Origin of the sequence: Kolteria novifilia (assembly GCA_007748055.1) — a bacterium.
In the GTDB taxonomy this organism is placed as follows: Bacteria; Planctomycetota; Planctomycetia; order Kolteriales; family Kolteriaceae; genus Kolteria; species Kolteria novifilia.
Genome location: CP036279.1, coordinates 4288725 through 4311780, shown reverse-complemented (window position 1 = coordinate 4311780; position 23056 = coordinate 4288725). Strand labels below are relative to the sequence as shown.

The window sequence follows — 23056 nt, the reverse complement described above, 5'->3', positions numbered from 1 at the left end:
AATCTTTACTTCCCTCCGCCCGTTCCGTATTTTTGAGGAAGACAAACGTCCCGTAAATCGGATCCCCGTGGGAACGAAGGCAATAACAGGAGCCTCTTGATGAGCTATTCGGGAAACAATCCGTTCGAAGCCCCCGGCTCGATGTATAGCGATCGGTTCTCGATCGCGGCCGACGCCCCCGCCGATCTGCGTGGGGAGTTCATTTCCAAGACCTATTTCCATCTCTCGGGTGCGGTCATCGCGTTCGTCGGACTGGAAGCTGTCTTCGTGTCGAGTGGTATTGCCGAAACGCTGCTGCGCATGCTCGCCACCTACGGCCAGGGCTGGGGATGGCTTCTCGTGCTCGGCGCCTTTGTCCTCGTCGCGACGGTCGCGCGAAACATGTCGCTCTCCGGATCGCGACAGACGCAGTACGCGGGACTCGGTCTCTACGTGATCGCCGAATCGCTGATCTTCGCGCCGATCATCTACCTCGCAAACAGCATGGGGGCGACGGAGTCGGTTCCGTACGGAATCCTACCGACCGCCGGAGTGGTGACGATCGCGATCTTCGCGGCCTTGTCGATGGTTGTTTTCGTCACGAAGAAGGACTTCTCCTTCCTCGCTCCCGCCCTGACCATCGCGACCTTCGGGGTCTTCGGCTTGATCATCGCCTCGGCGATCTTCGGGTTCAGCCTCGGTATCCTGTTCACCGTCGGGATGATCGTCCTGGCCTCCGGCTACATCCTCTACGATACCTCGCGGGTGTTGCATCATTACCGGACCGATCAGTATGTCGGTGCGGCGACGGCGCTCTTCGCCTCGGTCGCGCTGCTCTTCTGGTACGTGCTCCAGCTCTTCATGAGCCGCGACTAAGCAGACGTCGCGCATTCAACGATCAACCTTCGGGGCCGCCACGTGCGGCCCTGTTGTTTTTCTTGGTTCCAACCATTCTGGGTAGCCCCGGCCGCCGCGTCGCGGCTACGTCGGCGACCGGCATGCGGGCATTTCCCATTGATTGGACTCCGCTAGACATTGACGGACGGGCGATTGACGGATGAGCGAGTATGCCATCGGCTCCAGGCAATCTGGGGTTGACCCGTTTTGAATGCGACGCTATCGGCCGGCACCATGAATACTCTCATCCAACACTCTCGTGGCGTTGTCGCGCTGCTGGCGCTCGTGGCGTGTCCCTGGGCGCTCCACGCGAAAGAGGCGACGACGCGGTTCGTCCTTCTCACCAACGATCGGGTGATGGAGGGAGACGTCTTCCGCGAAGGAGATGGCGTCGCGGTCCACAAGTCCGGCGGGACGATCGTCTTCCCGCGCGACCAAGTCGCCCTCGTGGCCGACACGATGGTCGAACTCTACGAGTTCAAGAAGACGCGGATTCCCCTCAACGACTCCGAGGCACACTTCCGCTTGGCGATGTGGTGCGGGAAGAACAAGCTCACCGATCAAAAGGAATCGGAGCTACGCCACGTCCTCTCGCTCGATCCCGCTCACGAGGATGCGGCCCTCTGGCTTCGCCGGATGACCAAGAAGACGCGCCGCAGCGTCCGCCCCGACCATCAGATTCGCCCGCGACGCCGGCACGTGGTGATGGCCGATCCCGCCGCGGTGATCGAATCGTTTCAGTTGGCCCACGGGAACGAGGCCTTTGAGAACTACGTCCAGCTCGAGAAGTTTCTCGTCAATCGGTGTGCCGACGCCGGTTGCCACGGAAGTTCGCTCTATCGCGGCGAGTTCCGGCTCTATCGCCGGCCACTGGGACGACACGGGCTTGAGCAGCGTCTCACGGCCCGCAATCTGGAAGCGGTCAAGCAGGCGATCGACTTCGAGCGGCCGGAACAGAGCCCGATTCTCTACTTCGCGCTCGAAGCTCACGGCGGACGCCGGGTTCCGCCGATGGCGGGCGTCAACGATCCCAACTATCGTGAACTCAGAGATTGGGTCGCGCATGTCGTGACGACCCATGACTACGACACGTCACTACCGATCGCGGCGCCCAGCGAGCAAGAGGCGAGCGAGCCCCTCGTGCGGAGCGGTTCGCAGTCGATGCCGATCCCACGCCAGCGGTTCATCGGTCGTCCCACGCGTCCGGGGGGAACGAGAGTGATCACCTCGAAGCCACGCGGGGATGGCTTCGCCGTCGACCGTCAGCCGGTGGTGCCGTCCGCTCCCGAGCCCGATCCCTTCGATCCGGCGCTCTTCAATCGTCAGATGGTGGGACGCCCGTCCGAGCCCAAGGCGAAGGAGGGGACCGCCAACTCGACCGAGCCCGCGCCGAGCAAAGCCGTCACCTCGCAGAACGCGAACTAAGCCGCTCGCGAAGAGGGAGCACTGGGATGCTTGGTTGGGCCCAGATTGTTTGTCCATCTGGGGAAGCGTAGCGGCCAAGAGAAGTGTTCGTTGTCGTGCATGAATGACCGTGTCATCCGGAGCCTCTTGTGGCTTCGCCACCTCGGCTGGCAAGCAACCGAGGCCGCCCGGTCACTGGGAAGGAAGAGATCCTCTCTATTTCCCAAGCCAGGTCCGCTGACGCCCTTGGATCGACAAGGGGCGAACGGTCAGTCCAACTGCACCGGTTCGCCGCCGTTGCGGCTGCTGAGACCGAGAAACGTCTCGAAGTCGACATTCTCACTCAAAAACACGAGCGATCCATCGGCGTTGAGGAAGTGGACACCTCCAGGGTGATTGCTTCCGAAGGCCCCTTCATTGAAGGCGCCGATGTTCGAGAACCCGCTCGGTTGGTAGCGGGCGTTCTTCGCCGCCGCCATCGCGAGCCCATTCGAATAGGGGTCGCAGCCCCGGACCCACGACCGGTAGCGGTCGTAACCGGTCCACGATGTCTCCCCGATCAAGAACGTCTTCGATAGCCCGTCGGTGACCTGAGCGAACCGCACCGAGCTGTCGTTATAGAGCATCCCTTGCTGAGCAATGCTGGCGTACGCCGAGCCGCGCGAGTCGCTGGTGTACGCGCTGCCGGTGACGGGATTGGTGCCAATCGGCCCCATGACGCCGTAGTAGTGGGTCGTGTAGGGGAACGTTCCCGTGTTCGGGGGAATCCGCTCCGGGTTGTAGTTCGCCAGATCGCTCGACGCGGTGGGGCAGAGAAAAGTCGGAATGCGGTTGAGCGCGTGTTCGTTCTTGCCTGGACCGGTACCACCACTCCCTTCGTACGGACCGGCGACGAGACTGAATTGATCGTAGAGCGATTGGCGTTCGGTCATCGGGAGAATCATGACGAGCCAAGAGAGTTCGTTGTCGCACATGCCTCCCGGCGGCAGAACGCCATGGGCTTCCGCGTAGGTGTGCAACGCGACCCCAAGCTGCTTGAGGTTGTTTCCGCACTGCATGCGCCGACCCGCTTCGCGGGCCTGTTGGACGGCGGGCAACAGCAGAGACACCAGAACCCCGATGATCGCGATGACCACCAGGAGTTCCACAAGAGTGAACGCGGCGCGGAACGATCGATTTCGGTACATGCGCATTGGGCCCCGTATGCGTATCCAGGAAGAAGTGGAAGAGAAGCCTATTTTGCATGTTTCCCGCCGCCGAGCAACGATTTCCGGGGCGAATTGATGCGAGGGAAGGGGAGCGAGGCGAGAAGAAAATCGCTTTCGCGGACCCGAAAGGCTCACTCGAGCAACGACGCGGGAGAGGTGGAAAGGTGGCGCTATTCGGAGCGGGGGACAGTGCCCCCGCTCGTCGTTTGATCAGCAGTGACGGCAGACTCCGCTCAGTTCTTGTCCTTCGCCAGATCCTTGACCATCACGTTCTTGTACTGAACGACGCTGCCGGGATGGTGCTGCTGTAGGGCGAAGTGTCCCTTCGAGTGTCGCTTCTCGGGGTCGACATGGTCGACGACCGTCTTGCCATTGACCTTGATGATGATGCGATTGCCCTTGGCGATCACTTCCTGAACCCACCACGTGTCGTCCGGAATCTGCTGTTCGGTGACGTTCTTGATGTTGTAGAGGCTGCCGGTTTTCTTGGGATCTTTGTGGGTGTTGTTGACCTGGGCCTCGTAGCCGGTCGGCCAGCCGCCTTCCTTCTTGGTGCGAAAGTACATGCCGCTATTGCCGCCATGGTTGATCTTCACATCGGCGCGATAGTGGAAATCGGTGTACTCCTTCGGGCTGAAGAGATGGCTGCGTGGGCCGTCCCCCTTGATCGCGCCCTCAGGGGTGACGGACCAGACGTTGGGATTCTCGACCGAGTCCCAACCGGAGAGGGACTTGCCATCGAAGAGTTCGACGAATCCATCCTTCTTTAGCTTGGCTTTCGTCGCCTCGCTTGTCTCACCACCCCGCGTGAGGGGAGCGGAAACCAGCACCACGGCGGTCGTGAGGATCGGGAAGAGCATTCGGATCATTCCGTTCGGGCCCCTTGGGTTGCGCTTGAAGAAACACTCAATACATCGGTTCGTTCGAAGGCCCGCCGGGGTAGGGCGGGCCGGTTGTTGATCGTGGGCTGGAGGAGCTGATTGATCGCCCGTTGGGCTGGAGGCGACTAGGTACTGGAGGCGACGGCCGCCTTGGCGGGAAGCTCGTCGAACGACTCGAAGCGGATCGGCTTGATGTCGAACTTCGGGTTCTGGCCGAGGAAACGAGCGGGGTTGTTGTGGAAGACCTCGAGGCATTCCTGCTCGCTGTGTCCGCGGCGCTTGTACTCCAGGATGCAGGCCTGAAGCGTGAAGGGATCGCTCGGGCCCCAGTCGGCCGAAGAGTTGACCAGGAGTCGCTCGTGGCCGTAAATCTCGAGGATGTCGGCGGTTCGCTCGGGCGTCATCTTGGTCAGCGGGTAGATCGTCATCCCTGCCCAGTAGCCTTCGTCGAGGACCGCCTTGACGGTGTGTTCCTCGACGTGGTCGATCCAGATGCGGTCGCGATCGACGTCCATTTCGCGGAGAACGTCGAGGACTTTGAGGGTTCCCTTGAGTTTGTCGTCGAGGTGGGGCGTATGGATGAGGACGAGTTGACCGTGCTTCATCGCCAAGTCGACGTGCTCTTGAAGGATCGCGATCTCGTTGGACGTGCTCTTGTGCAGCCCGGTTTCGCCGACGCCGAGGACGCCGGGATTGTCGAAGAACTCGGCCATCTGGGAGAGAACCTCGCGAGCGAGGGTAAGGTTCTCCGCCTCTTTCGGATTAACCGCCACCCAAGAGAAATGTCTTATGCCGTAATCGGCTGCTCGGGTCGGCTCGAACTCACTGATTTGTCGAAAGTAATCAAGGAAGGTCTCGGGATACTTTCGGTCGAAGCCCGCCCAGAAGGCGGGCTCGGCGACCGCGACGACGCCGGACATCGCCATGCGTTCGTAATCTTGGGCCGTTCGAGCAATCGCGTGATAGTGCGGTTGAATGATGTACATGCGGCACCTTGTGTCTTGTGGTCTTGATGACGGGCTACGTGATCGAAACGATTCGCGTGGCGCTGACTAGTCCACGGGACCGGAGAAGATGCGAGCCAACTTTTCGGCGCGCGAGGCGTTTTCCTTGTCGCTGGCGAGGACTTCCAGGGATGCCCGGACGCGCTCGTGGCGAAAATCGTCGTCGGCTCGCTCGTCAGGGAAGGCCGCACCGGCTCGGTCGTAGCGATCGAAGATCGCGGCGATTTCCAAGAGCTTGCAGCGGACCTCGAGGTGATATTCGTCGAGCACTTGGGCAGGAGTGAGCATCGTGTTGTCCTTCGCGAACCATGTTGGGGCGGGGCAAGGCGACGGCTCGGGAGTCGGTCCCGGCATCGTGGGGTCGTTTTTCCCTGACTTGTCCCGATGAAGTAGTCGGTTGGTTTTCTCTAGCGTAAGGGGCTCCGGCGCCCCGGTCAATATTCTCGCTCGGGCAAAGCCGACGTGATTTTGGAGCATCGTTGAGGTTTTTCGAGTGATTTTTCCAACGCTGCGTGGTCTGCTACGTATTAGGGCGTAGCGCAGACTGAGGGGTCACCGCGTGGCGTTCGGTGAATCATTCCGAAAGTAATGGTTCCAGCAAATGGCTAACCCCGGATGTCTGGGGGGAGTTCATTTGACGCGCAGACTTCGCGGCTTTAGTGTCGAATGATCCGCGTTTGATAACACCACAGGACGTTACACCCTATGAGCAACCATCTTTTCAAGGGACAGTGTCCCGAGCGTCGACCGTCTTTTCTGACCAAATCGCGCCGAGCGCACTTCCTAGGTGGCTTGCGGACCGGTCTTGAGCTACTTGAGGATCGTTGCGTTCCCGCGATCGACATCGTCTTCGACTATGAGTTCGACAACGGCTTCTTCACCAATGAGGTGCGTCAGACGATGGACGCCGCCGCGGCGGTGTTCGAAGAGCGTTTCCAGGATCAACTCGCCGCGATTCTCCCCACCGACACCAACGAGTGGACCGCCGTCTTCCAGGATCCCAGTTCCGCCAACCTCACCCAAGGCGTCGAACGCGAGAACCTGACGATCACCGCGGATACCATTCGGATCTTCGTCGGAGCCGCGGATCACCAGGACGGCGTCCTCGGTATCGGCGGACCGGGCCGCTTCACGATTGATGGAGGCACCGCCGAGTTCGCCGACACCGTCCGTGCCCGTGGGCAAGCCGGCGCGCTGCTGCCCGTCAACCAACAGACCGACTTCGGCAATTGGGGCGGCCAGCTCACCTTCAACACCGACGTCTCGTGGCACTTCGGCACCACGACCGACGGATTGGACTCCGGGGAGTTCGACTTCTTCACCGTCGCGGTGCATGAGATCGGCCATACCCTCGGGTTCGGGCTCGCCAACTCATTCGACAACTTGATCAACAACCAGCAGTTCTTCGGCGCTTCCTCGACCGCCGTCTTCGGCGGGCCGGTGCCCACCGATGCCGGGGGAGGCCACTGGGCCCTGGGCACGACGAGCGTCACGGCCAGCGGAACCGCTCAAGAGGCGGTGATGACGCCGGCGATCAGCGACGGCGAACGTCGCGAGTTCACCCAGCTCGACTTTGCCGGCATGATCGACCTCGGTTGGGAAATCACCGATGTTCCGGTCTCGCCGCCCTCGCCCCCGTCGCCGCCGGCTCCGACGGGCAACCCGCCGATTCTCTCGAATGTCGCCGAGGATGTGCTCGAGTACAACTTCGATGGCCCGGTGGTCGTCGATAGCTCGATTCTCGTCGCCGACCTCGATGGCGACGCGATCACCTCGGCCCAAGTCACCTTCAAGCAGTTCGATCTGCTCGATGGCGGCTACCAGCAGGGGGTCGACTTCCTGGAGTTCACCGCGCCCGAAGGTTCCGGCATCACCGGCTTCTTCGACACCGCCTCCGGCGTGCTCAGTTTGAGCGGAACAGCGACCGTCGGACAGTACCGCGAAGCCCTCCGGTCGGTGACCTACAGCAACTTCACCGGTGTCTCCGCGTGGCGCATCCTCGAGTTTGTCGTCAGCGACGCCACCGCGGTCAGCAATACCATCTCCCAACTCATCCAGGTCGGCACCGGCGGACCTTCGTTCGACCTTCCGGGAGTCGATCTGCCCGCGACGATCAACGGTCACGTGGCGGTCAGACGGGGAGCGACCTTCTTCGTCGACGTTTCCGGTGATGGGCTGTTCACGCAGTCGGACATGGCTCGTGAGTTCGGACTCGCGACCGACGTCGCCATCATGGGCGACTGGAACGGCGACGGTCGTGAAGAGGTCGCGGTCGGCCGGGACGGAACGTACTACATCGACTTCGACGGCGACTACAACTGGAACCCGGACGTCGACATCGTTTTCAGTCTGGGAAGTCCGCTCGCGACGCCGGTCGTGGGTGACTTCGACGGCAACGGTTTGGACGAGATCGCCATCTATCGCCCCGATGGCGTCTGGCAGATTCCCAACAGCATCCTCTCGGACGCGGTCAGCGTTCGCGTGGGACGTTTCGGGGGTGCCCCGGGAACGACGCCGGTGCCCGGCGACTTCGACGGTGATGGCAAGGACGACCTGGCCGTGTTCAATGGCGGCATGTGGATGATCGACACCAACCTCAACTTCAATCTCGACGAGGGAGTCGATCTGCTCTTCGCGTTCGGGCTTGGCAACGACACGCCGTTGACCGCCGACTGGGATGGCGACGGGACGACGGAAGTCGGCGTTCATCGCGGGTCGCATTTCTACGCCGACTTCAACAATGACTTCGTCTTTAGCATCAACAACGACGTCTTCCTCGAGTTCGGCATCGGTGGGGATCAACCCTTCGCCGGCACGTTCTTCGTCACACGCACGACGACCGATTTCTTCCCGCAGACGAGTGTTCAATCCGTCGACACCGCGTCCGACGACGTTGATAGCGAAGAGGACGAATCCGAGGAGGATGAACTCTTTGTCACCTCCGATCGGAGCCGCTAACGGCAGGCACGAGCCCGTTCGCCGAGCGGACGGCTCAACGACAACATGACAACCCAACGCCCATTCGCCTCCCTGGTGGATGGGCGTTGTTCGTTGGCACGGTGCGACGTGACCCACCACGAAAGCGTGGTGCCGTAGTGGTTCACCCATCAGTGTGTGTCATGCTCCTATCAGCTCTCCTGGGGGAGAGGTCGGCGAGCGGAGCGAAGCCGCGTGAGGGGACGAACGACTCGGGAGAATAACGCAATTCTTCGAGATAAAGCCCCCTCACCCCTAGCAGTCCGTTGATCTAAGCGGGCCAAGGCGAGAACGAGCCATGTTGGCCAAGATCAAGGAGGAAATGCGCGGGCGAATCCGTAGATTCGTCGAGGTTTTCCAACGCCGAGATTGGTCAAGAGAGCCGTTCGTAGCCGGCAGCGAATAGATCAACGGGCTGCTAGCCCCTCTCCCACGGGGAGAGGGGAACCCCGTAGCCTGACATTTAGGCGTAGACCGACCAGTGGGTCAGGCTGTTGCCCGACGCGAGACGTTGGTGTCCTGATTGGTTGGTGCGTTGACGAAGAGACTCTTGGGGGCCATGCCCACGGCAAGTCGTGGGCATCAGGAAAACGCCTGTGATTGGGCAATCTTCCGCACGATCTGAGGGGCAAGACTCCAACTGACGAACTTGCCAATCAGGACACTGGCGGGAGGAACACTTCCCTTGGGATAGGTCGACGAACTCGCCGAACGAAACCCGACCTCAAGAAACGCCAAACGCCCGTCCAGCAATCGGTGGACGGGCGTTCTTCTTCGATAATGTCAAACCCGGCTTAGTAGATGTTGTTCGTCAGCGGGTTGGGCTGACTCATCTGGCCGAAGTACTTGTTCAGCCGCAGGCCGAACTCGTAGTCGAACTCCCGATCGGCGAGCGAGTCGCTCTTGACCGGGAAGGTGAACCCGAAGGACAGGTTCGAGTTGACCGGCAGCTCGGCGCTCATACCCGCCGTCAGCGTCAGGATGTCGAAGCGGCCCGGGGAGCTGTTGACGACGAAGGGACCATTGCTGATCCGGTCGGCGTCGCCCATCGTCGCGGTGTAGTGCATTTCGAACAGCGGCGCGATGCCACGAATCCAGCCGGTCCGGCTGCGACAGAGCCACATCCCCATCTGGGCGTCGAGGAAGAGCAGGTTCTGGTCGTAAAGCTCGCCGATGTTGGTCAGCCCCGTCCCGTTGGTGTTGGCGTAGACGGTGTTGCTGTTCGCGTTGAAGTCGAACCCGGCGAACGCTTGGAAGAAGAACCCGTCCTCGGTCGACTCGAGCATGGCGAGGAACGGCTGCAAGTGGAACGCGTTGTTGTCGACGCGAACTAGGTTCGTGCCGTCGGCCATGTTGAGACGAACTCCGTCGGCCGTCGGATTGCCGATGCCGAGTCCGCCGGTGAAGGCCAGCGTCGGGGTCTCGTAGATAAGGGCCTTGAGAATTACCCCGATGTTGCCGAAGGCACCCTCACCGTCGTTGGTGATCCCGTCGAGGATCATGTCACGACTGAGCGTCGAGGAAATCGGGAACCGCATTTCCAGCGAGGTGAGTCCCTCGAAGAAGGTCTTCTCGAAGCCGGGGGTGAACTGCTGCACCGACGTCCCGTCGAGCGTGTACCGCATGTTGTCGATGTTGTTGTAGCTGAAGTAGACGCGGTTCTGCGGAACCGGGCTGTTGTTCTCGGAGACCTTCATCGCCGAGGCCGCCGCTCCGGGAAGGTTGATCAGCACCCGGCTGGTGAGGACCAAGCCATACGACGTCCGGTAGAGAAAGAAGGGAGGACCGAAGGGATCCTCTTGGACCGCCAACCCCGTGCCGGTGGGCGTCAAGGTCGACTCGACGGCCTGGGCATTGGGGGCGACGGCTCGTTCGGCCGTGATCAACAGTCCGTTGATCGCCTCGTTGTTCGCGGCGAGGCGCGCGTTGAGCTCCGCCAGCGTCGTCGCATTGGCGGTCACGACGAACGCGGGATCGAAATCGGTCGATCCGGGAGGGCCCGACTGGACGATCGGCTGTGTCCACTGGCCCTGCACCTGTCCGACTCCGGGAACCGAGATCGTGTAGGTCTGCCCGAGGACCGCGTCCTCCGCGAGGACCGGTGGCGGATTGATCGAGGAGTTGAACATCTGGCTCGTGGTCAGCGTCGCGGGATCACCGTTGGTCGCTCCGGGGAGGCTCACCTGGCGGATCGGCTGGAACGTGTCGCCGATCATGTTGGGAGCCGTGCGGTAGCGAGCCGGCACGCAGCCGCCGTTGATGGCGTTGGCGATCTTGCTGGCGAGACGTTTGGCCCCTCCCGCGGTTTCGCAATCACTGTCCATGGGGAGGATGATGATCTCTTGATCGTCGCTCGTCGCGATGTCGACAGGCGTCTCCTGGGAGTCGGTCGATTCGACAAGTTGCTCGTCGGCGATCGGCTGGTTCGCGGCGTTGGCGGGGCCCGCTTGCCTCTTGGGAAGCTCGGCGATCATCGCCGGGGGCAGGAACGGTGCCGGAGCGCCAGGATAGGCTCCCGGAACTCCCGGTTGTCCAGGAGCGATCGGGGAGGGCATTGGCGGCGTGGCCATCCGTCCCTGACTGGCGAGGTGAATAGGCATCGGCTCGCCAGGGTAGCGCCGACGGGACGTCGGAGCAACGGTTCCCCAGAACTGGGGCATGCCGTCCTGACGTCCCCCTTGTCGCTGGGCGCTGGGACCGGCTTGACCCGGTAGACGCTGCCAGCCCTTGGGAGCGGGAAGTCGGTGGCTTGAGCCGTAGAGAGCCCACGGGGCCTGTTTGGTTTGCCGCGGCGGCGCGTAGGCGCCTCTGGCTTGACCGGTGACACCCATGGGTTCCGCACAGCGAGGGGCGGGGGATTGGGCGTGGACTTCGGTCGCCGCGACCAAACAGGTCGTCAACAATCCAACGACGAAACGAGCAATAGGTTTTCGGTTCCGAGATGCGACCACCTTAGCCAGCCCTCCTAGCTGCGCTAACACTGTAGACCTGACGGCATCGGAGATAGGTTCCCCGGATCCCGTCAGTGGGGTCTATCGGCGTTCCTCGCCTAGATTCGACAGCTTTCCCTGTCCTCTTCCGCCGGTCTTCGTGGTTGATTGGGAAGATTGGGACGGCGCAATCGGAACTGTTTTACGGATCGGTGCGGTCGACGAAGGGCTTCCTGTCGTGGAGCGTCTTCTGACTGGAGAAGTGGGAGACCTGGGGACGAAGTGAGGAGTTCTCCGCCTAACTAATGACCAGGCTTTCACTTCCCTCGCTTGACAAAACGTCGTTGTTGATTATTTCCGCAGCGACTGGATATCGCGATGATCGCCAATCCCCAACTCACGTCACAGGGTGGCACCACCATGAGCTGCCAGCTTCCATCACCCGCCATTGAGACCGCGGAGACCTCCTCGGCCGATGAGCAACCTGCTCGCAAGAGGCTCTTCGATCGAATCCTGCTCGGAGTGGTGGCTGTCACAGCCGCGTGCCTGGCGGTTTGGCTACTCGCTCAGTTCGCCGAGTCGCCCCGGCAGCGTTGGCACGGGGTCGATTGTGACCGAAACTTTCACTATTTAACCGCACTTCGGCTCGGAATTGACCTTCGTTCGGGCGATTTGGTCGCGTTCGGGCGTCATTTGAGCAAAATCCGGACGTGGCCGCCGCTGCATCCGCTGGTGATCGGAACTGCGGTCGCGATCTCGGGACCGGACTTTCGCTGGGCGGTGATTCCCAATTTGATCGCCTGGGCGGGAACGGTGGTGCTCACGTTCCTCGTTGCGCGGCGCTGCGTGACGAAGTTCCCCAATCTCGCGGGGCTAGCCGCCGTCACATTCGTGCTGAGTAGCCCGGCCCATCGCGTCTTCGCGACGGACTTCATGTTCGAGGCGATGGGAGCCTTCTTCTCGATGCTCGCCCTTTACTGCTACTTGCGAGCCAAGCAGCAGTGGACGTCGGCCAACGTCCGTTGGTTGGGGCTCTCGCTGACGCTGCTGTTCTTCCTCAAGTACAACTACTGGTTCCTGATCTCGATCGCGCTGATCGGAGCCGAACTCTGGTCGTCACGCATCGCGATTGCGGCCTATCTTCGCACGGTGACAGGAGATGGGACGCTGTCTGGTTGGTGGAAGCGTCAAACGCGTCGGCCAGCCAACTACATCTTTCTCGGGCTCTTCGCCGTCAGCGTCGCGGTGTTGTTGCACGGCAACGTCCGGTTCACGATTCTCGGCCAGGACATGGACATCAGCGGCAAGGCCTATCGGCTTTGGTTCGCGACCTACGTCGCGTTTCTCGCTCGCACCTACTTCGCGTGGCGCGAGGAGGGCGAATGGATCTGGGACCGCATCGGCAGTGAAGGGCGGCGATTCGTCTGGTGGCACCTCGTGCCGATCGGGATTTGGTTCCTCGTTCCCAAGCGACTGGGATACTTCATTTGGTACATCAGTCCGGTCAACGGCGTCAACAGCGAAGGGGGGATCCTGGCGGGCGCGAAGTTCTACGCTCACCACCTCAGCACCGACTACCACGTCAGCGCGGGGTTGGCCCTGGCGGCGCTCGTGTTGGCGGTGATCGGAATGCTCTTCTCGGGGCGACTGCGCTCGGGGGGCATCGCGGTCGTGCTCTTTCTTTGCCTGTCGGCGTTAGCGACGTTTGAGCACGGCAACCGAAAGAGCCGGATGGCCCATTCCTGGGTCGCCGCCGGTTGGGTGCTCGCGGGAGTCGGTGTTGCCGGCGTCGTGGCGTTCGTGCCTCGCAAGCGGCTTCGAGCGGCTCCGGTCCTCGTCGGAGGGACGGCGGTCGCGGGGTTGGCGATCCTCCAGGCTCCAGCGTGGCTGGATCACGGGCACTCGCCGGAGAGTGGGCACTTTGCCGCCGGGACGTGTCTAGAAGTGGCGGACGTGTACCTTCCTTGGGTCAAGAATGACGAAAACGTGGCCATTTTGGGCACACTTCCGTTCCAAAGCTTCTCGGAATGGACGTTTTTGGAGCGCTTTCCGGACAAAAACGCGCCGGAATGCCGCGTTAGGAAGTTCTCCGCATCGTACGCCTCGAACCTCGAACGCTTCCAACAGTGGCTTGAGAAAACCGATGCCGACTCGGTCGTGCTCGTCGATATCGAGGACGATTCGGAGTTCTACTTCGGAGGCTTCGACCACTACCGGCAACTCTTGGACCTGCTCGAGCGGCAGAATGTCTTTCGCCCCGTCCAGCAGAAGATTCTTTCGGAGAAGGGCTGCGTGGTGACGCGTTGGGTCAGGAACGAAGCTCCGGAGATCAACGCTCAACTGGCCACGGGTGAGACATCAACCAGGCGCTGACCTGCCGCGGAGAGCTTGCCGAGAAGATGTCGCCCCTTGGCATGCCCACGACGAACGTGAGTCCGCTGGCACCCGAGATCGTTTGCCAATCAGTGGTCAATGGAGCTTCGGCGATTCGAGCGGCATTTGCGTGAGCGGCGGGACCGGGACGATGTTCGTCGAGCCGCTGGGTATCATGTCGACGTTCGGCGCCAGGGCGGCGGCGGCCGGGTTCTTCAGCACCGTGTATTGCTGAACCGCTCGCGTCAAAGCCAGGATCGTCGCCTCGTGATCGGGATCGCGGAAGAAGTGATCGAGGCCGATACCGACGAGAATCGCGGCGCCTGGGACGAACTCGCTGTTGCACATGATGATTCCGTCGTTGGGGCCGAATTTCCGCATGTACTTGTAGCCACCTTGGGCCTGCTTGCTCACCTGGCCGGAAAGCGGAATGCTGATCCAGTTGACAAGCACGATGTGCTCGGGAATCCGGACGTGGCTAAAGCGTTTGATGCTGCGTTTGGTCGTTAGGCTCCGCATGCCCGCCATGCCGCCCCATCCCTTGTAGCGAAAGTATCCCGCTACCAGAAACCGGGTCGGAATCCGCATCGCGCGGTCCGCCAGTGGGCTGCCTCGCATGGCGCCGTTGATGCTAATCCAGCAGAGAATGTTCGATGTTTCCTCGGGGCAGAGGAGCGTTCCCAACGCCATCGCGGTCTCGGGACCGCCCATGCTCGTGCTGATCAGGATGATGTTGACGCCCCGGCGGTGGTAGCAACGTAGAGCTTGGGCGAGCATGTGGGCGTTCTTCTCCACCGACGTGTTGTCGCCGATGTGGACCAGTTCGGTCGACCAACCTTGTTCCTCAAGGAACGCTCGTTCCTCGGAGAAGTCGGCGTCATTCTTAGGCATGCTCTCGTAGAACCAGCCGGGGACGAAGACGAAGAGGACCTTGGAGCGGTCGATCGCCGGCGGTTCGAGATCGCGAAGTCCTTCCACCTTGATCTCGTCGCGTTCCTGCAGGTAGAGCCGCTGAAGCTCCGCGCTGTGCGGATCGTGGGCCAGATCGTTGGCGAAGACCAGGGCGGCGAAGTCGGTCGAGTAGCAGTTCGTCAACCACTGGAGGGTCTGGGAACAGCGGATACTCGTTCGCGAGCGCTCGACGGCGCTGTCGATGCGGGCGTCCATGCATGGGTCGACCCGGTGACCGTTGAGGGTGTTCTCAAGATAATACTTGGCCCAATAGGAGTCGACGGTGGTGTCGATGAAGCGTCCCGCGACATGACCCTGAGCGGGGATCGTATTCCAGTTGGGGGAGGTGCATCCGCCGCTGGGCAGCAGGACCGCCAAGCCGAGCAACCACAGCGATATCCGTCCTCGGCCAAACGCGCCGTTCGCCCGCCGTCGCGGGGCCGCATCCATGAGCATGTTGACATCCTTGTGTTGGGAGAGCACCAACCGATCTATCGGCAAGGCTCGATCGGCGGCTGCTGCTCGATTGCCGCGACTGCCCGTCGTCCGCGATACCGCCGTTGGGAACCGGGTGGTTATCCCCGTTCCAAGGAGTCTGCCCGCGATGGGGGTTGCGCCGGCATCTCGGCGTCGAACCATCGTTTTGGGATGATTCGGACTCAAGTTCACGCTCCCCAGGTGCCACGCGGACGGCGACGCTCACCGAGGATCGGCGAGTTGACTGGACAGCGACAAGGAGAAGAGCGACGCTAGGGCACTGATTGGCAAGTTCGTTGCATGAAACTTCGATCCCCAATCGTGCGGGAGTCTGCACCATCAGAGACGTTTCCCGCATGCCTCCTGCGAGCGTGGGCAAGGCACCCAAGCATCTCTTGGGCAATGAATTAGCCAATCCGGAACCCAGTAGGCCATACCAAACGAGGAGACCGCGCAGCTCTCCATGCCGTGCGTTGACCAGGGAACGGGATTCACGTTGAAGTTGCTACGTTGGTGTTGTGCCTTGCTGACGCTCCTTGCGGGCGGGTTCGTCGTCGCGATCGCGATTCGGGGCAGCGCACGGCCGATCGTCCTCAATCAATCACTCGCCAGTGGGGCCATGCTGCTGGTCGCCCTGGCGGTGACCGGGCTGTTTCTGCTCGGGGCCTTTCTCCCCGATCCCTCGTGGCGATCGCTGATGGGAGTGGCCGCTCAATGGCGTTCGTTCCAACTCGAGCGCGACCGGACGCGTTGGTTCGTTCCCGTTCTCGTGGTGCTTCTGCTCTGCCAGGGAGCGATCCTTTGGCGGCTCGTCGGAGCCAACGTTCAAGCGGTTGACGACCAAGCCGACTATCTTCGGGTCGCGCGCGAGATTCGCGAGCTCGGTGGGAGCGGTTACGTTGTCGATCTCTTCTCGGGGCGATTCCTCGAGGACAACCGCCATCCGATCTATTGTGTGTTGCTCGCGTGCCATCCGTCCTTCACGCTCGGAAAATACCTCTCCGCTTTCTTCGGGATGTTGGTAACGCTTGTCGCGGCCCTCTTCGCGGAGAGCCGTTTCGGGGCCACGGCGGGAGTCCTGACCGCGGCGCTCTTAGCGGTCAACGGAGCCTTGGCGGCATCGTCTTCGCTCGTGGCGTGCGAGTCGCTGCTTACCCTCCTGGTGACGTTCGCTTGGATGCAGCTCTGTTGGGGAGGGATGCGCACCCCGCACGGCGCAATGGGGATCGGAGCGACCTTCGGCTTGGGATACCTGACCAAGGCGTCGGCATTCTTTCCGCTGGTCATCACGTTCCTGCACGCGTTGGTTGTCGGCGATCGTGGGCTCGCTCGACGCTTGGTGCCGGCCTCGTTGTTGGTCGTCGGATTCGTCGTCATCTCGCTGCCACTGCTGGTGCGCAACATTCGCGCGTACGGCTCGCCGCTGCACTCATTCAACACGAAGCTGCTCTTTGCCGACTCGTTTGATGAGGGAAGGGCCGAGCCCGATCTGGGCACGATCAACAACGCGCGTCACTATTGGTCGCGCCACGGCGCGGGGGGAACGCTCCGGCGGTTGGGCGAGGGATTGGTGGTCGAGGGCTTTGTTCTGGTCAGGTCGCTCGGCCCGGTACCCCTCGAATCCGCCCGAGCGATTCCCGGGAGCTTCCTGTTCGCGATCGCGATCGTGACGATGCTCGTTGACCGCGAGGGGGGCCTGCGGGGCCGGCTTCTCTTTTGGTGGCTGCTCTTCTTCTGGGGATTCTTCGGTTGGTATCTGCCGATCGCGACCTCCGACCGCTTCACCGTTCCCCTCGTGCCCGCGCTTCTCGTCGCGGCATCGTGGGGAGTGGTGCGAGGGGTACGCGTTTTCCTTGAGGAGCGAATGACGCAGCGAATCGCGCTCGTGGGGGCCGTTGCATACGGCTTGCTCTTCGCGATGTGGACGATTGTCGGTTGATGGGGGGAACGAGCTACTCTTGCTCGACGTGCAATTCTCGAAAGAGCTCGGCGTACTCATTGGCGACGATCTTGATGTCGCGGTGAGCCGAGACCCAGTCGCGGGCGGCAGTGCCAAGGCGGCGACGTTCCTCGGGGTTGCCAACGAGTTCCCCGAGGACGCTGGCGAGGTGCTCGGCATCATTGGGCCGGACAAGGCGCCCCGTATCGCCGTCGCGTACGACATCGCGATTGCCGCCAATGTCGGTGACGACGGGGCAGAGACCGCAGGCCATCGCTTCCAGGAGCGCGTTCGAACAACCCTCCGAGAGACTGGGCAGGACAAACAGACTCGCCCGGCGGTAGAGGCTCGGCATGTCGGCGACCTGCCCGAGAAACGCCACCGACTCGAGCTTCTGATCGCGAACGATGTCGCGAAGCGTGCCCTCCAGTGGTCCGGCGCCGGCGAGCAGGAGACGCGCGCCGTGGTGTTGGCCAAGCCGTCGCCATGCCTCCAGCAGGCAAGTTGGATTCTTTTGGTCGGCGAGTCGGCCGACGAAAAGGACGCTCCGGTCGCGTTCGGGATCACTCCGCGTCGGGGGCGCGAACGCCTCGACGTCGACCGAACTGCTGAGGAACGCGATCTTCGAGCGAGGCACCCCGATCCGTCGCAGCTCTTCCGCCGCGTGCTCGGAGATGGCGAGCAAGCGATCGTTTCGCCGAAAGAACCGCTGAAGCATCGATCCAAGCTTCGCACGCTCCAACTGCGCCACGTCGCCGAAGGAACCCGTGTTCATGATCTGCACCGCGCTGGGTTTTCGGAGCAGGGGGCCGACGAGGCCGGTGGCGATCGCTTCCCAGGGAGCTTGTCCCGCGAGGATGACATCGTAGCGGTGTCGAAAGCGGATCAGGCTTCGCGCCAGGCTCGCGACGAACGAGAGGCCAAAGAGCGGGCCCTTGTCGATGACCCCAATCGACCGCTCAATGGCAATCCCGTCAATGATCTCGGAGTCGGGTAGTTTCGGTTGCTGACGCGTGATGACGATCGGTTCGTGACCGGCCTGGGCCCAGCGACGCGCGAGGCGAAGTAGATATTGCTCGGCTCCGCCGACGACCGGATGGAAGTGGCTGATGCAGATGGCGATGCGCGGCTTGGCGGCGCTTGTCACGTCAAGGTTGACGTCGGCTGGTTGTGCTAGGGTCATGGCCGCATCGAATGGTGTCGACTGATGCGAAGGGGGCATGACCTCGATGGTCGTTGGCTCGCCCTTCACCCCCCGCGCCCAAATCTCGGCGTTTCGGGAGCGACTCCTCGGCTCTGGGTTAGACCGTTAGTCAGTCGTCGACGGACCCCGGTTGATCGCTCGTCGCGTTCGAGTCGCAGGGATGAATCCAATGGGCTCGTTCGCTTCGAGAGGACGACACCAATGAGAAGAAGAATGCTCCCGATGTGTCAAAGGTTAGGCCTCGATCGGCGCGTTGGCAAATCGTTCTTACACGCCAACACGAGGCCGATGACATTCCACGTCAAGAGATTGAAGTGACATATATGGCGTGTTAGCTGTAGTCAGTGAATCGTAGAGATTATTCTGTGTGGCCATCAAAGGCTGATATCATGGGTTGTTTGAAGTGTCTATGGGCGGGGATTCGTTGGACGGCGCGTCCGAAGGGGGCTCAGGACGATCGACAAAAAATTGGACGACGGTGTAGAAGACGGGGGTGAGAAAGAGACCGAAGATCGTGACGCCGAGCATTCCCGAGAAGACCGCGATTCCGAGAGCCTTGCGCATTTCCGCCCCGGCGCCTTCGGCGACGATCAAGGGAAGCACGCCGAGGATGAAGGTAAACGCGGTCATCAGGATCGGACGAAGGCGAAGCATCGAGGCTTCGAGCGCCGCCACGTCGCGCGGCTTGCCCTCTTCACGAAGGACCTTGGCGAACTCGACGATGAGGATCGCGTTCTTACTCGCCAGCCCGACCAGAACGATGAATCCGATTTGCGTGAAGATGTTGTTGTCGCCGCCCCACAGTCCGACACCGACGATCGAACTTAGAAGACACATCGGCACGATCAGGATGATCGCCAGCGGCAGCGACCAACTCTCGTACTGCGCGGCCAGCGTCAGAAAGACGAAGACGACCGAGAGGGGGAAGACGAGCAGGGCGACGTTGCCGGCGAGAATCTGCTGGTAGACGATCCCGGTCCACTCGGTCGACATCGACTGCGGCAACTGCTGGGTGGAGAGCTGCTCCATGATCGCGATCGCCTGCCCGGTGCTGGTTCCCGGCGCGGTGTTGAAGTTGATCTCGGCGGCAGGATAGAGGTTGTAGTGGTTGACAATCGACGGGCCGGTCACCTCGTCAACGCTGACGAGCGTTCCGAGCGGGACGGTGTCTCCCTTGGTGTTTCGCACCTTGAGGTTGCCGATGTCTTTCGGTTCGAGCCGGAAACGCGATTCGGCTTGGGCGTTGACCTGCCAGTTGCGACCGAAGCGGGTGAAGTCGTTGACGTAGAGAGAGCCCAAATAGATCTGGAGGGTGTCGAAGACCTCGCTGAGCGGGACGCCCATCGACTTGGCCTTGGTGCGATCGATGTCGAGAAAGAGCTGCGGTTCGTTGGCCCGGAATGTCGTGAAGAGACCGACCAGTCCCGGCTGGGCGTTGCCGGCGTCGACGAGATTCTGGGTCACCGCCTGGAGTTGCTCGGCGCCGAGATCGCCGCGGTCCTCGACCTCGAGTGTCAGCCCGCCGACACTGCCGAGACCGTCGATCGGCGGCGCCCCGAAGACGGCGACCTGGGCCTCTTGGATGCCGGCGTACTTCTTGCGAAGCCGGTCGGCGATGCTGTCGGCCGTCAGCGCCGCGTCGCCCTCGCGGTCCTTGAATTCATCGAGAACGATGATGAGCGACCCGAGATTCGAGGTATTGGTGCTGGAGAGCATCGAGTAGCCGGGAACGCCGATCGTGTTGCCGACCCCATCCTCGTCGAGCGTCATCTTGGTCATCTTGGCGATGACCTCCTCGGACCGTTGCAGCGTGGCGGCATCGGGGAGCTGGGCGATCGCGATCAGGTATCCCTTGTCCTGCTGCGGAATGAAGCCGGTCGGCACCGCCTTGAAGCCGAAGTAGGTCGAGACGAGCAGTCCCGCGTAGACGATCAGCATGATGGTCGAGGCGCGCAGCACCCGCGCGATCATCGCGCCGTAGATGTCCTTCGACTTGTCGAAGACGGTGTTGAAGCCGCGGAAGAACCAACCGAAGAGCGTGTCGATGACGCGGGTCAGCGGATCGGGCTTGCTCCCTTTGGGCCGCAGAAAGACCGGGCAGAGCGCGGGAGTGAGCGTCAGGGCGTTGATCGAGGAGATGACGGTCGAGACGGCGATGGTCAGTGCGAACTGCCGGTAGAACTCGCCGGAGATGCCGGTGATGAAGGCGGTCGGCACGAAGACGGCGCAGAGGACGAGCGTCGTCGCGATGACCGGGCCGATGATCTCCTTCATGGTCTCCCGGGTCGCGTCCCGCGGGGAGAGCCCCTTGGAGTTCATGACCCGCTCGACGTTCTCGACGACGACGATCGCGTCATCGACGACGACCCCGATTGCGAGGACCAGGCCGAAGAGCGAGAGGTTGTTGAGGGAGAAGCCGAGCCCGGCCATGAAGGCGAAGGTACCGATGAGCGAGACGGGCACGGCCAGGAGCGGAATGACGGTCGTTCGCCAATCCTGCAGGAAGATCAGCACGACGAGAAAGACCAGGGCGATCGCCTCGAAGAGGGTCTCGATGACGCTTTCGATCGACTTTTCGACGAACTGGGTCGTGTCGTAGACGATGCGGTATTCGAGTCCTTCGGGAAACTTCGTTTCGAGCTTCTTCATCTCCGCGCGGACGGCCTCGGCGGTCTCCAAGGCGTTCGATCCGGGCAGTTGGAACACGGCGAGGGTCACGGAGGGATCGCCGTTCAAGTCGCTGTTGACTTCGTAGTTCTTGGCGCCGAGTTCGATGCGGGCGACATCGCGCAGCCGGGTGACTTGGCCGTCCGCGCCGGTCTTGATGATGATGTCGCCGAACTCGTCCTCTTCGATGAGGCGTCCCTGGGTGTTGATCGTGTATTGGAAGTCCTGGCGCGAGGGGGTCGGGGGAGCGCCGACGCGTCCGGCGGCGACTTGTTTGTTCTGCTCGCGGACGGCGTTGATGACGTCGCTGGCGGTCATGTCGCGAGAAGCGAGCTTCTCGGGATCGAGCCAGATCCGCATGCTGTAGTCGCGGGCGCCGAGGAAGGAGACGTCGCCGACCCCGTCAAGACGGGCCAGGGCGTCCTTGATGTTGATGACGGCGTAGTTACTGAGAAAGAGTTGATCGTAGCGGGCGTCGGGCGAGATCAGGTTGACGCACAGGGTGATGCTGGGCGACTTCTTCTTCGTCGTGACACCCTGTTGGCGAACCTCCTCGGGGAGCTTCGGGGTCGCGATCGCGACGCGGTTCTGCACCAGGACCTGAGCCATGTCGAGATCGGTGCCGACCGCGAAGGTGACCGTCAGGTTCATCTGACCATCGTTGGACGATTGCGACGACATGTAGAGCATGTCCTCGACGCCGTTGACCTCCTGTTCGATGGGGGTGGCGACGGTCTCGGCGACGACCTTCGCGTTGGCGCCGGGGTAGTTGGTGGAGACCTGGACCGTCGGCGGGGTGATCTCCGGATACTGCGCGACGGGAAGGGTCATCAGCGCGACCGATCCGATGATCACGATGACGATCGAAAGGACCGACGCGAAGATCGGCCGGTCAATGAAGAAGAATGAAAACATCCGACGATCCATCTGGGGATGGGAATGGAAGCCCCATGGGCGGCATCTCTAGCTTTACGAGGCTCGCGGCCACCCTTCAAGCGAGACGGGAGTCAGAAGTCGCGCTCAAACTGGATCGTTGATCCCGGCGTCGCGGGTGAGTGCTACCGTCGAGGCGGGCGGCGAAGGCGACAGGGGACGTCCTCAATGAACGAAAGCCCGCCCCTTGGAAAAGGGACAGGCTCTCATCGGGTCGCGTTGGTCGATAAGGTGAATGGTTAGGTGCCGTCGGCCTTCTCTCCGAGCGACTGCCACACGGGCAACGAGATGCTGTCGCCGATGAAGTCGACCGACCCGTCGACCTTGAGCACGTGAACGCCGCCAGGGTGATAGCTGCGGGCGGCGAAGTTGCCGAGCGAGTCGTAACGCATGCAGTCGTCGACCTTCGCGTTGGGCGTCCGCAGCGTACTGTAGGTCCAGTTCTTGAACTCGCGACCAAACCAGCCGTAGGCCCGATCGTTGAGCGTGGTGGGGCTGCTGCCGACGCAGGTCCGGGTCTCGGCGTCGCTGAACTCGCCGCCGCTGCCCCTGAGGTGGGGGAAGCCGGCGATTGCCTCGGAGACCATCATCGTCTTGCTCAGTCCGTCCGAGACTTCGCGAAAACGGGTGTGGCTGTTGGCGGAGAAGACGCCCCGCTGCTGACCGTTGTTGAACGCGACTTGGCACCAGTAGCCCGCGGGGCAGAGTTTTCCTGTGTTGGAGGGATCGCCGCCCTCCCCATTGACGCCGATCGCGTTGCCGATGCACGCGACGTAGTTGGTGGGGGCGTAGTCGGTCCTGGTCGAGACGACGCGGGTCGGATCGCTCGGGCAGCGAAAGGCGTTGATCTGGGTGGCTTGGGCCGTGCTGTTGTCGCCGCCGTAGCCGGGATGGCGATTGAAGTTGATTTGATCGAAGAGCGACGTTCGGTCGAGCATGGGAAGAATGCGGGTCAGCCATGACGTGCGGTTCGAGCCCCAAGGGGAGGCGTGATCCTGAAAGAGGGAGCCGATTGGGAGCGTTCCTTGTTCGTCGTGGTAATTATGAAGGGCCACACCGATCTGCTTGAGGTTGTTCGAGCATTGCATGCGTCGCGCCGCTTCCCGAGCCTGCTGAACGGCCGGGAGGAGCAGTCCGACGAGGACGCCGATGATCGCGATGACGACCAAAAGTTCGACGAGCGTGAATCCCATTCTCGAGCGCACTGGTGCTGAAATGAACATCGTGGTTTCC

Annotated in this window: 14 protein-coding genes; 5 read left to right on the top strand and 9 right to left on the bottom strand. The window is 61.9% G+C overall.

The features are described from left to right. The first annotated feature begins 99 nt into the window (after positions 1–99). Together Pan216_RS15785 and Pan216_RS15780 are read left to right on the top strand one after the other, a co-directional pair. Positions 100–855, top strand: coding sequence for a Bax inhibitor-1/YccA family protein (locus Pan216_RS15785; protein ID WP_419192589.1), 756 nt, complete (start codon positions 100–102; stop codon positions 853–855). Between the two features lie 255 nt (positions 856–1110). Beyond that, positions 1111–2301: a hypothetical protein gene (locus tag Pan216_RS15780; protein ID WP_145259210.1), complete on the top strand. Its 1191-nt coding sequence runs from the start codon at positions 1111–1113 to the stop codon at positions 2299–2301. A gap of 248 nt (positions 2302–2549) precedes the next feature. On the opposite strand, the gene Pan216_RS15775 is transcribed toward Pan216_RS15780, so the two are convergent. The 4 genes from Pan216_RS15775 to Pan216_RS15760 form a co-directional block, all read right to left on the bottom strand. Continuing rightward, positions 2550–3467, bottom strand: a complete 918-nt coding sequence (locus Pan216_RS15775) for a DUF1559 family PulG-like putative transporter (RefSeq protein ID WP_419192588.1) — start codon at positions 3465–3467, stop codon at positions 2550–2552. Between the two features lie 254 nt (positions 3468–3721). Then, on the bottom strand, positions 3722–4357 hold the full coding sequence (locus Pan216_RS15770) for a 3-keto-disaccharide hydrolase (RefSeq protein WP_419192587.1): 636 nt from the start codon (positions 4355–4357) through the stop codon (positions 3722–3724). A 137-nt stretch (positions 4358–4494) separates the two neighbouring features. Beyond that, on the bottom strand, positions 4495–5355 hold the full coding sequence (locus tag Pan216_RS15765; RefSeq protein WP_145259208.1) for a TatD family hydrolase: 861 nt from the start codon (positions 5353–5355) through the stop codon (positions 4495–4497). 66 nt (positions 5356–5421) lie between these two features. Then, on the bottom strand, positions 5422–5661 hold the full coding sequence (locus tag Pan216_RS15760) for a hypothetical protein (protein WP_145259205.1): 240 nt from the start codon (positions 5659–5661) through the stop codon (positions 5422–5424). Positions 5662–6078: 417 nt separating this feature from the next. Here Pan216_RS15760 and Pan216_RS15755 point away from each other — a divergent pair, with 417 nt between their 5' ends. After that, a complete protein-coding gene (locus tag Pan216_RS15755; protein WP_145259204.1) occupies positions 6079–8331 on the top strand; it encodes a matrixin family metalloprotease in 2253 nt (750 codons plus the stop codon). A gap of 812 nt (positions 8332–9143) precedes the next feature. Here the strand turns inward: Pan216_RS15755 and Pan216_RS15750 are convergent. Continuing rightward, positions 9144–11180, bottom strand: a complete 2037-nt coding sequence (locus Pan216_RS15750; RefSeq protein WP_145259201.1) for a hypothetical protein — start codon at positions 11178–11180, stop codon at positions 9144–9146. A gap of 477 nt (positions 11181–11657) precedes the next feature. On the opposite strand from Pan216_RS15750, the gene Pan216_RS15745 reads away from it, so the two are divergent. Then, positions 11658–13652, top strand: a complete 1995-nt coding sequence (locus tag Pan216_RS15745; protein ID WP_145259200.1) for an ArnT family glycosyltransferase — start codon at positions 11658–11660, stop codon at positions 13650–13652. Between the two features lie 96 nt (positions 13653–13748). On the opposite strand, the gene Pan216_RS15740 is transcribed toward Pan216_RS15745, so the two are convergent. Further along, complete coding sequence (locus Pan216_RS15740; RefSeq protein ID WP_145259198.1) at positions 13749–15059, bottom strand: hypothetical protein; 1311 nt, start codon at positions 15057–15059, stop codon at positions 13749–13751. 517 nt (positions 15060–15576) lie between these two features. Here Pan216_RS15740 and Pan216_RS15735 point away from each other — a divergent pair. Continuing rightward, positions 15577–17019: a hypothetical protein gene (locus tag Pan216_RS15735; protein WP_145259196.1), complete on the top strand. Its 1443-nt coding sequence runs from the start codon at positions 15577–15579 to the stop codon at positions 17017–17019. A 13-nt stretch (positions 17020–17032) separates the two neighbouring features. Here Pan216_RS15735 and Pan216_RS15730 read toward each other — a convergent pair whose 3' ends face one another. The 3 genes from Pan216_RS15730 to Pan216_RS15720 form a co-directional block, all read right to left on the bottom strand. Then, the gene (locus Pan216_RS15730) at positions 17033–18202 is read right to left on the bottom strand and encodes a glycosyltransferase family 4 protein (RefSeq protein ID WP_419192586.1); all 1170 of its coding nucleotides are present in this window, start codon (positions 18200–18202) and stop codon (positions 17033–17035) included. A 408-nt stretch (positions 18203–18610) separates the two neighbouring features. Next, positions 18611–21805 carry an efflux RND transporter permease subunit gene (locus Pan216_RS15725; RefSeq protein ID WP_419192585.1) on the bottom strand — a complete coding sequence of 1065 codons (3195 nt, stop codon included), beginning with the start codon at positions 21803–21805 and terminating at the stop codon, positions 18611–18613. Between the two features lie 257 nt (positions 21806–22062). Then, positions 22063–23046, bottom strand: a complete 984-nt coding sequence (locus tag Pan216_RS15720; RefSeq protein WP_145259190.1) for a DUF1559 domain-containing protein — start codon at positions 23044–23046, stop codon at positions 22063–22065. Between the last annotated feature and the right edge of the window lie 10 nt (positions 23047–23056).

Excerpts from the sequence above, each read along its gene's own strand:
- Pan216_RS15730 (WP_419192586.1), bottom strand. The coding sequence starts at position 18,202 with ATGACCCTAGCACAACCAGCCGACGTCAACCTTGACGTGACAAGCGCC.
- Pan216_RS15775 (WP_419192588.1), bottom strand. The coding sequence starts at position 3,467 with ATGTACCGAAATCGATCGTTCCGCGCCGCGTTCACTCTTGTGGAACTC.
- Pan216_RS15740 (WP_145259198.1), bottom strand. The coding sequence starts at position 15,059 with ATGCTCATGGATGCGGCCCCGCGACGGCGGGCGAACGGCGCGTTTGGC.
- Pan216_RS15725 (WP_419192585.1), bottom strand. The coding sequence starts at position 21,805 with ATGTTTTCATTCTTCTTCATTGACCGGCCGATCTTCGCGTCGGTCCTT.
- Pan216_RS15760 (WP_145259205.1), bottom strand. The coding sequence starts at position 5,661 with ATGCTCACTCCTGCCCAAGTGCTCGACGAATATCACCTCGAGGTCCGC.
- Pan216_RS15745 (WP_145259200.1), top strand. The coding sequence starts at position 11,658 with ATGATCGCCAATCCCCAACTCACGTCACAGGGTGGCACCACCATGAGC.
- Pan216_RS15770 (WP_419192587.1), bottom strand. The coding sequence starts at position 4,357 with ATGATCCGAATGCTCTTCCCGATCCTCACGACCGCCGTGGTGCTGGTT.
- Pan216_RS15750 (WP_145259201.1), bottom strand. The coding sequence starts at position 11,180 with ATGGGTGTCACCGGTCAAGCCAGAGGCGCCTACGCGCCGCCGCGGCAA.
- Pan216_RS15785 (WP_419192589.1), top strand. The coding sequence starts at position 100 with ATGAGCTATTCGGGAAACAATCCGTTCGAAGCCCCCGGCTCGATGTAT.
- Pan216_RS15765 (WP_145259208.1), bottom strand. The coding sequence starts at position 5,355 with ATGTACATCATTCAACCGCACTATCACGCGATTGCTCGAACGGCCCAA.
- Pan216_RS15755 (WP_145259204.1), top strand. The coding sequence starts at position 6,079 with ATGAGCAACCATCTTTTCAAGGGACAGTGTCCCGAGCGTCGACCGTCT.
- Pan216_RS15720 (WP_145259190.1), bottom strand. The coding sequence starts at position 23,046 with ATGTTCATTTCAGCACCAGTGCGCTCGAGAATGGGATTCACGCTCGTC.
- Pan216_RS15780 (WP_145259210.1), top strand. The coding sequence starts at position 1,111 with ATGAATACTCTCATCCAACACTCTCGTGGCGTTGTCGCGCTGCTGGCG.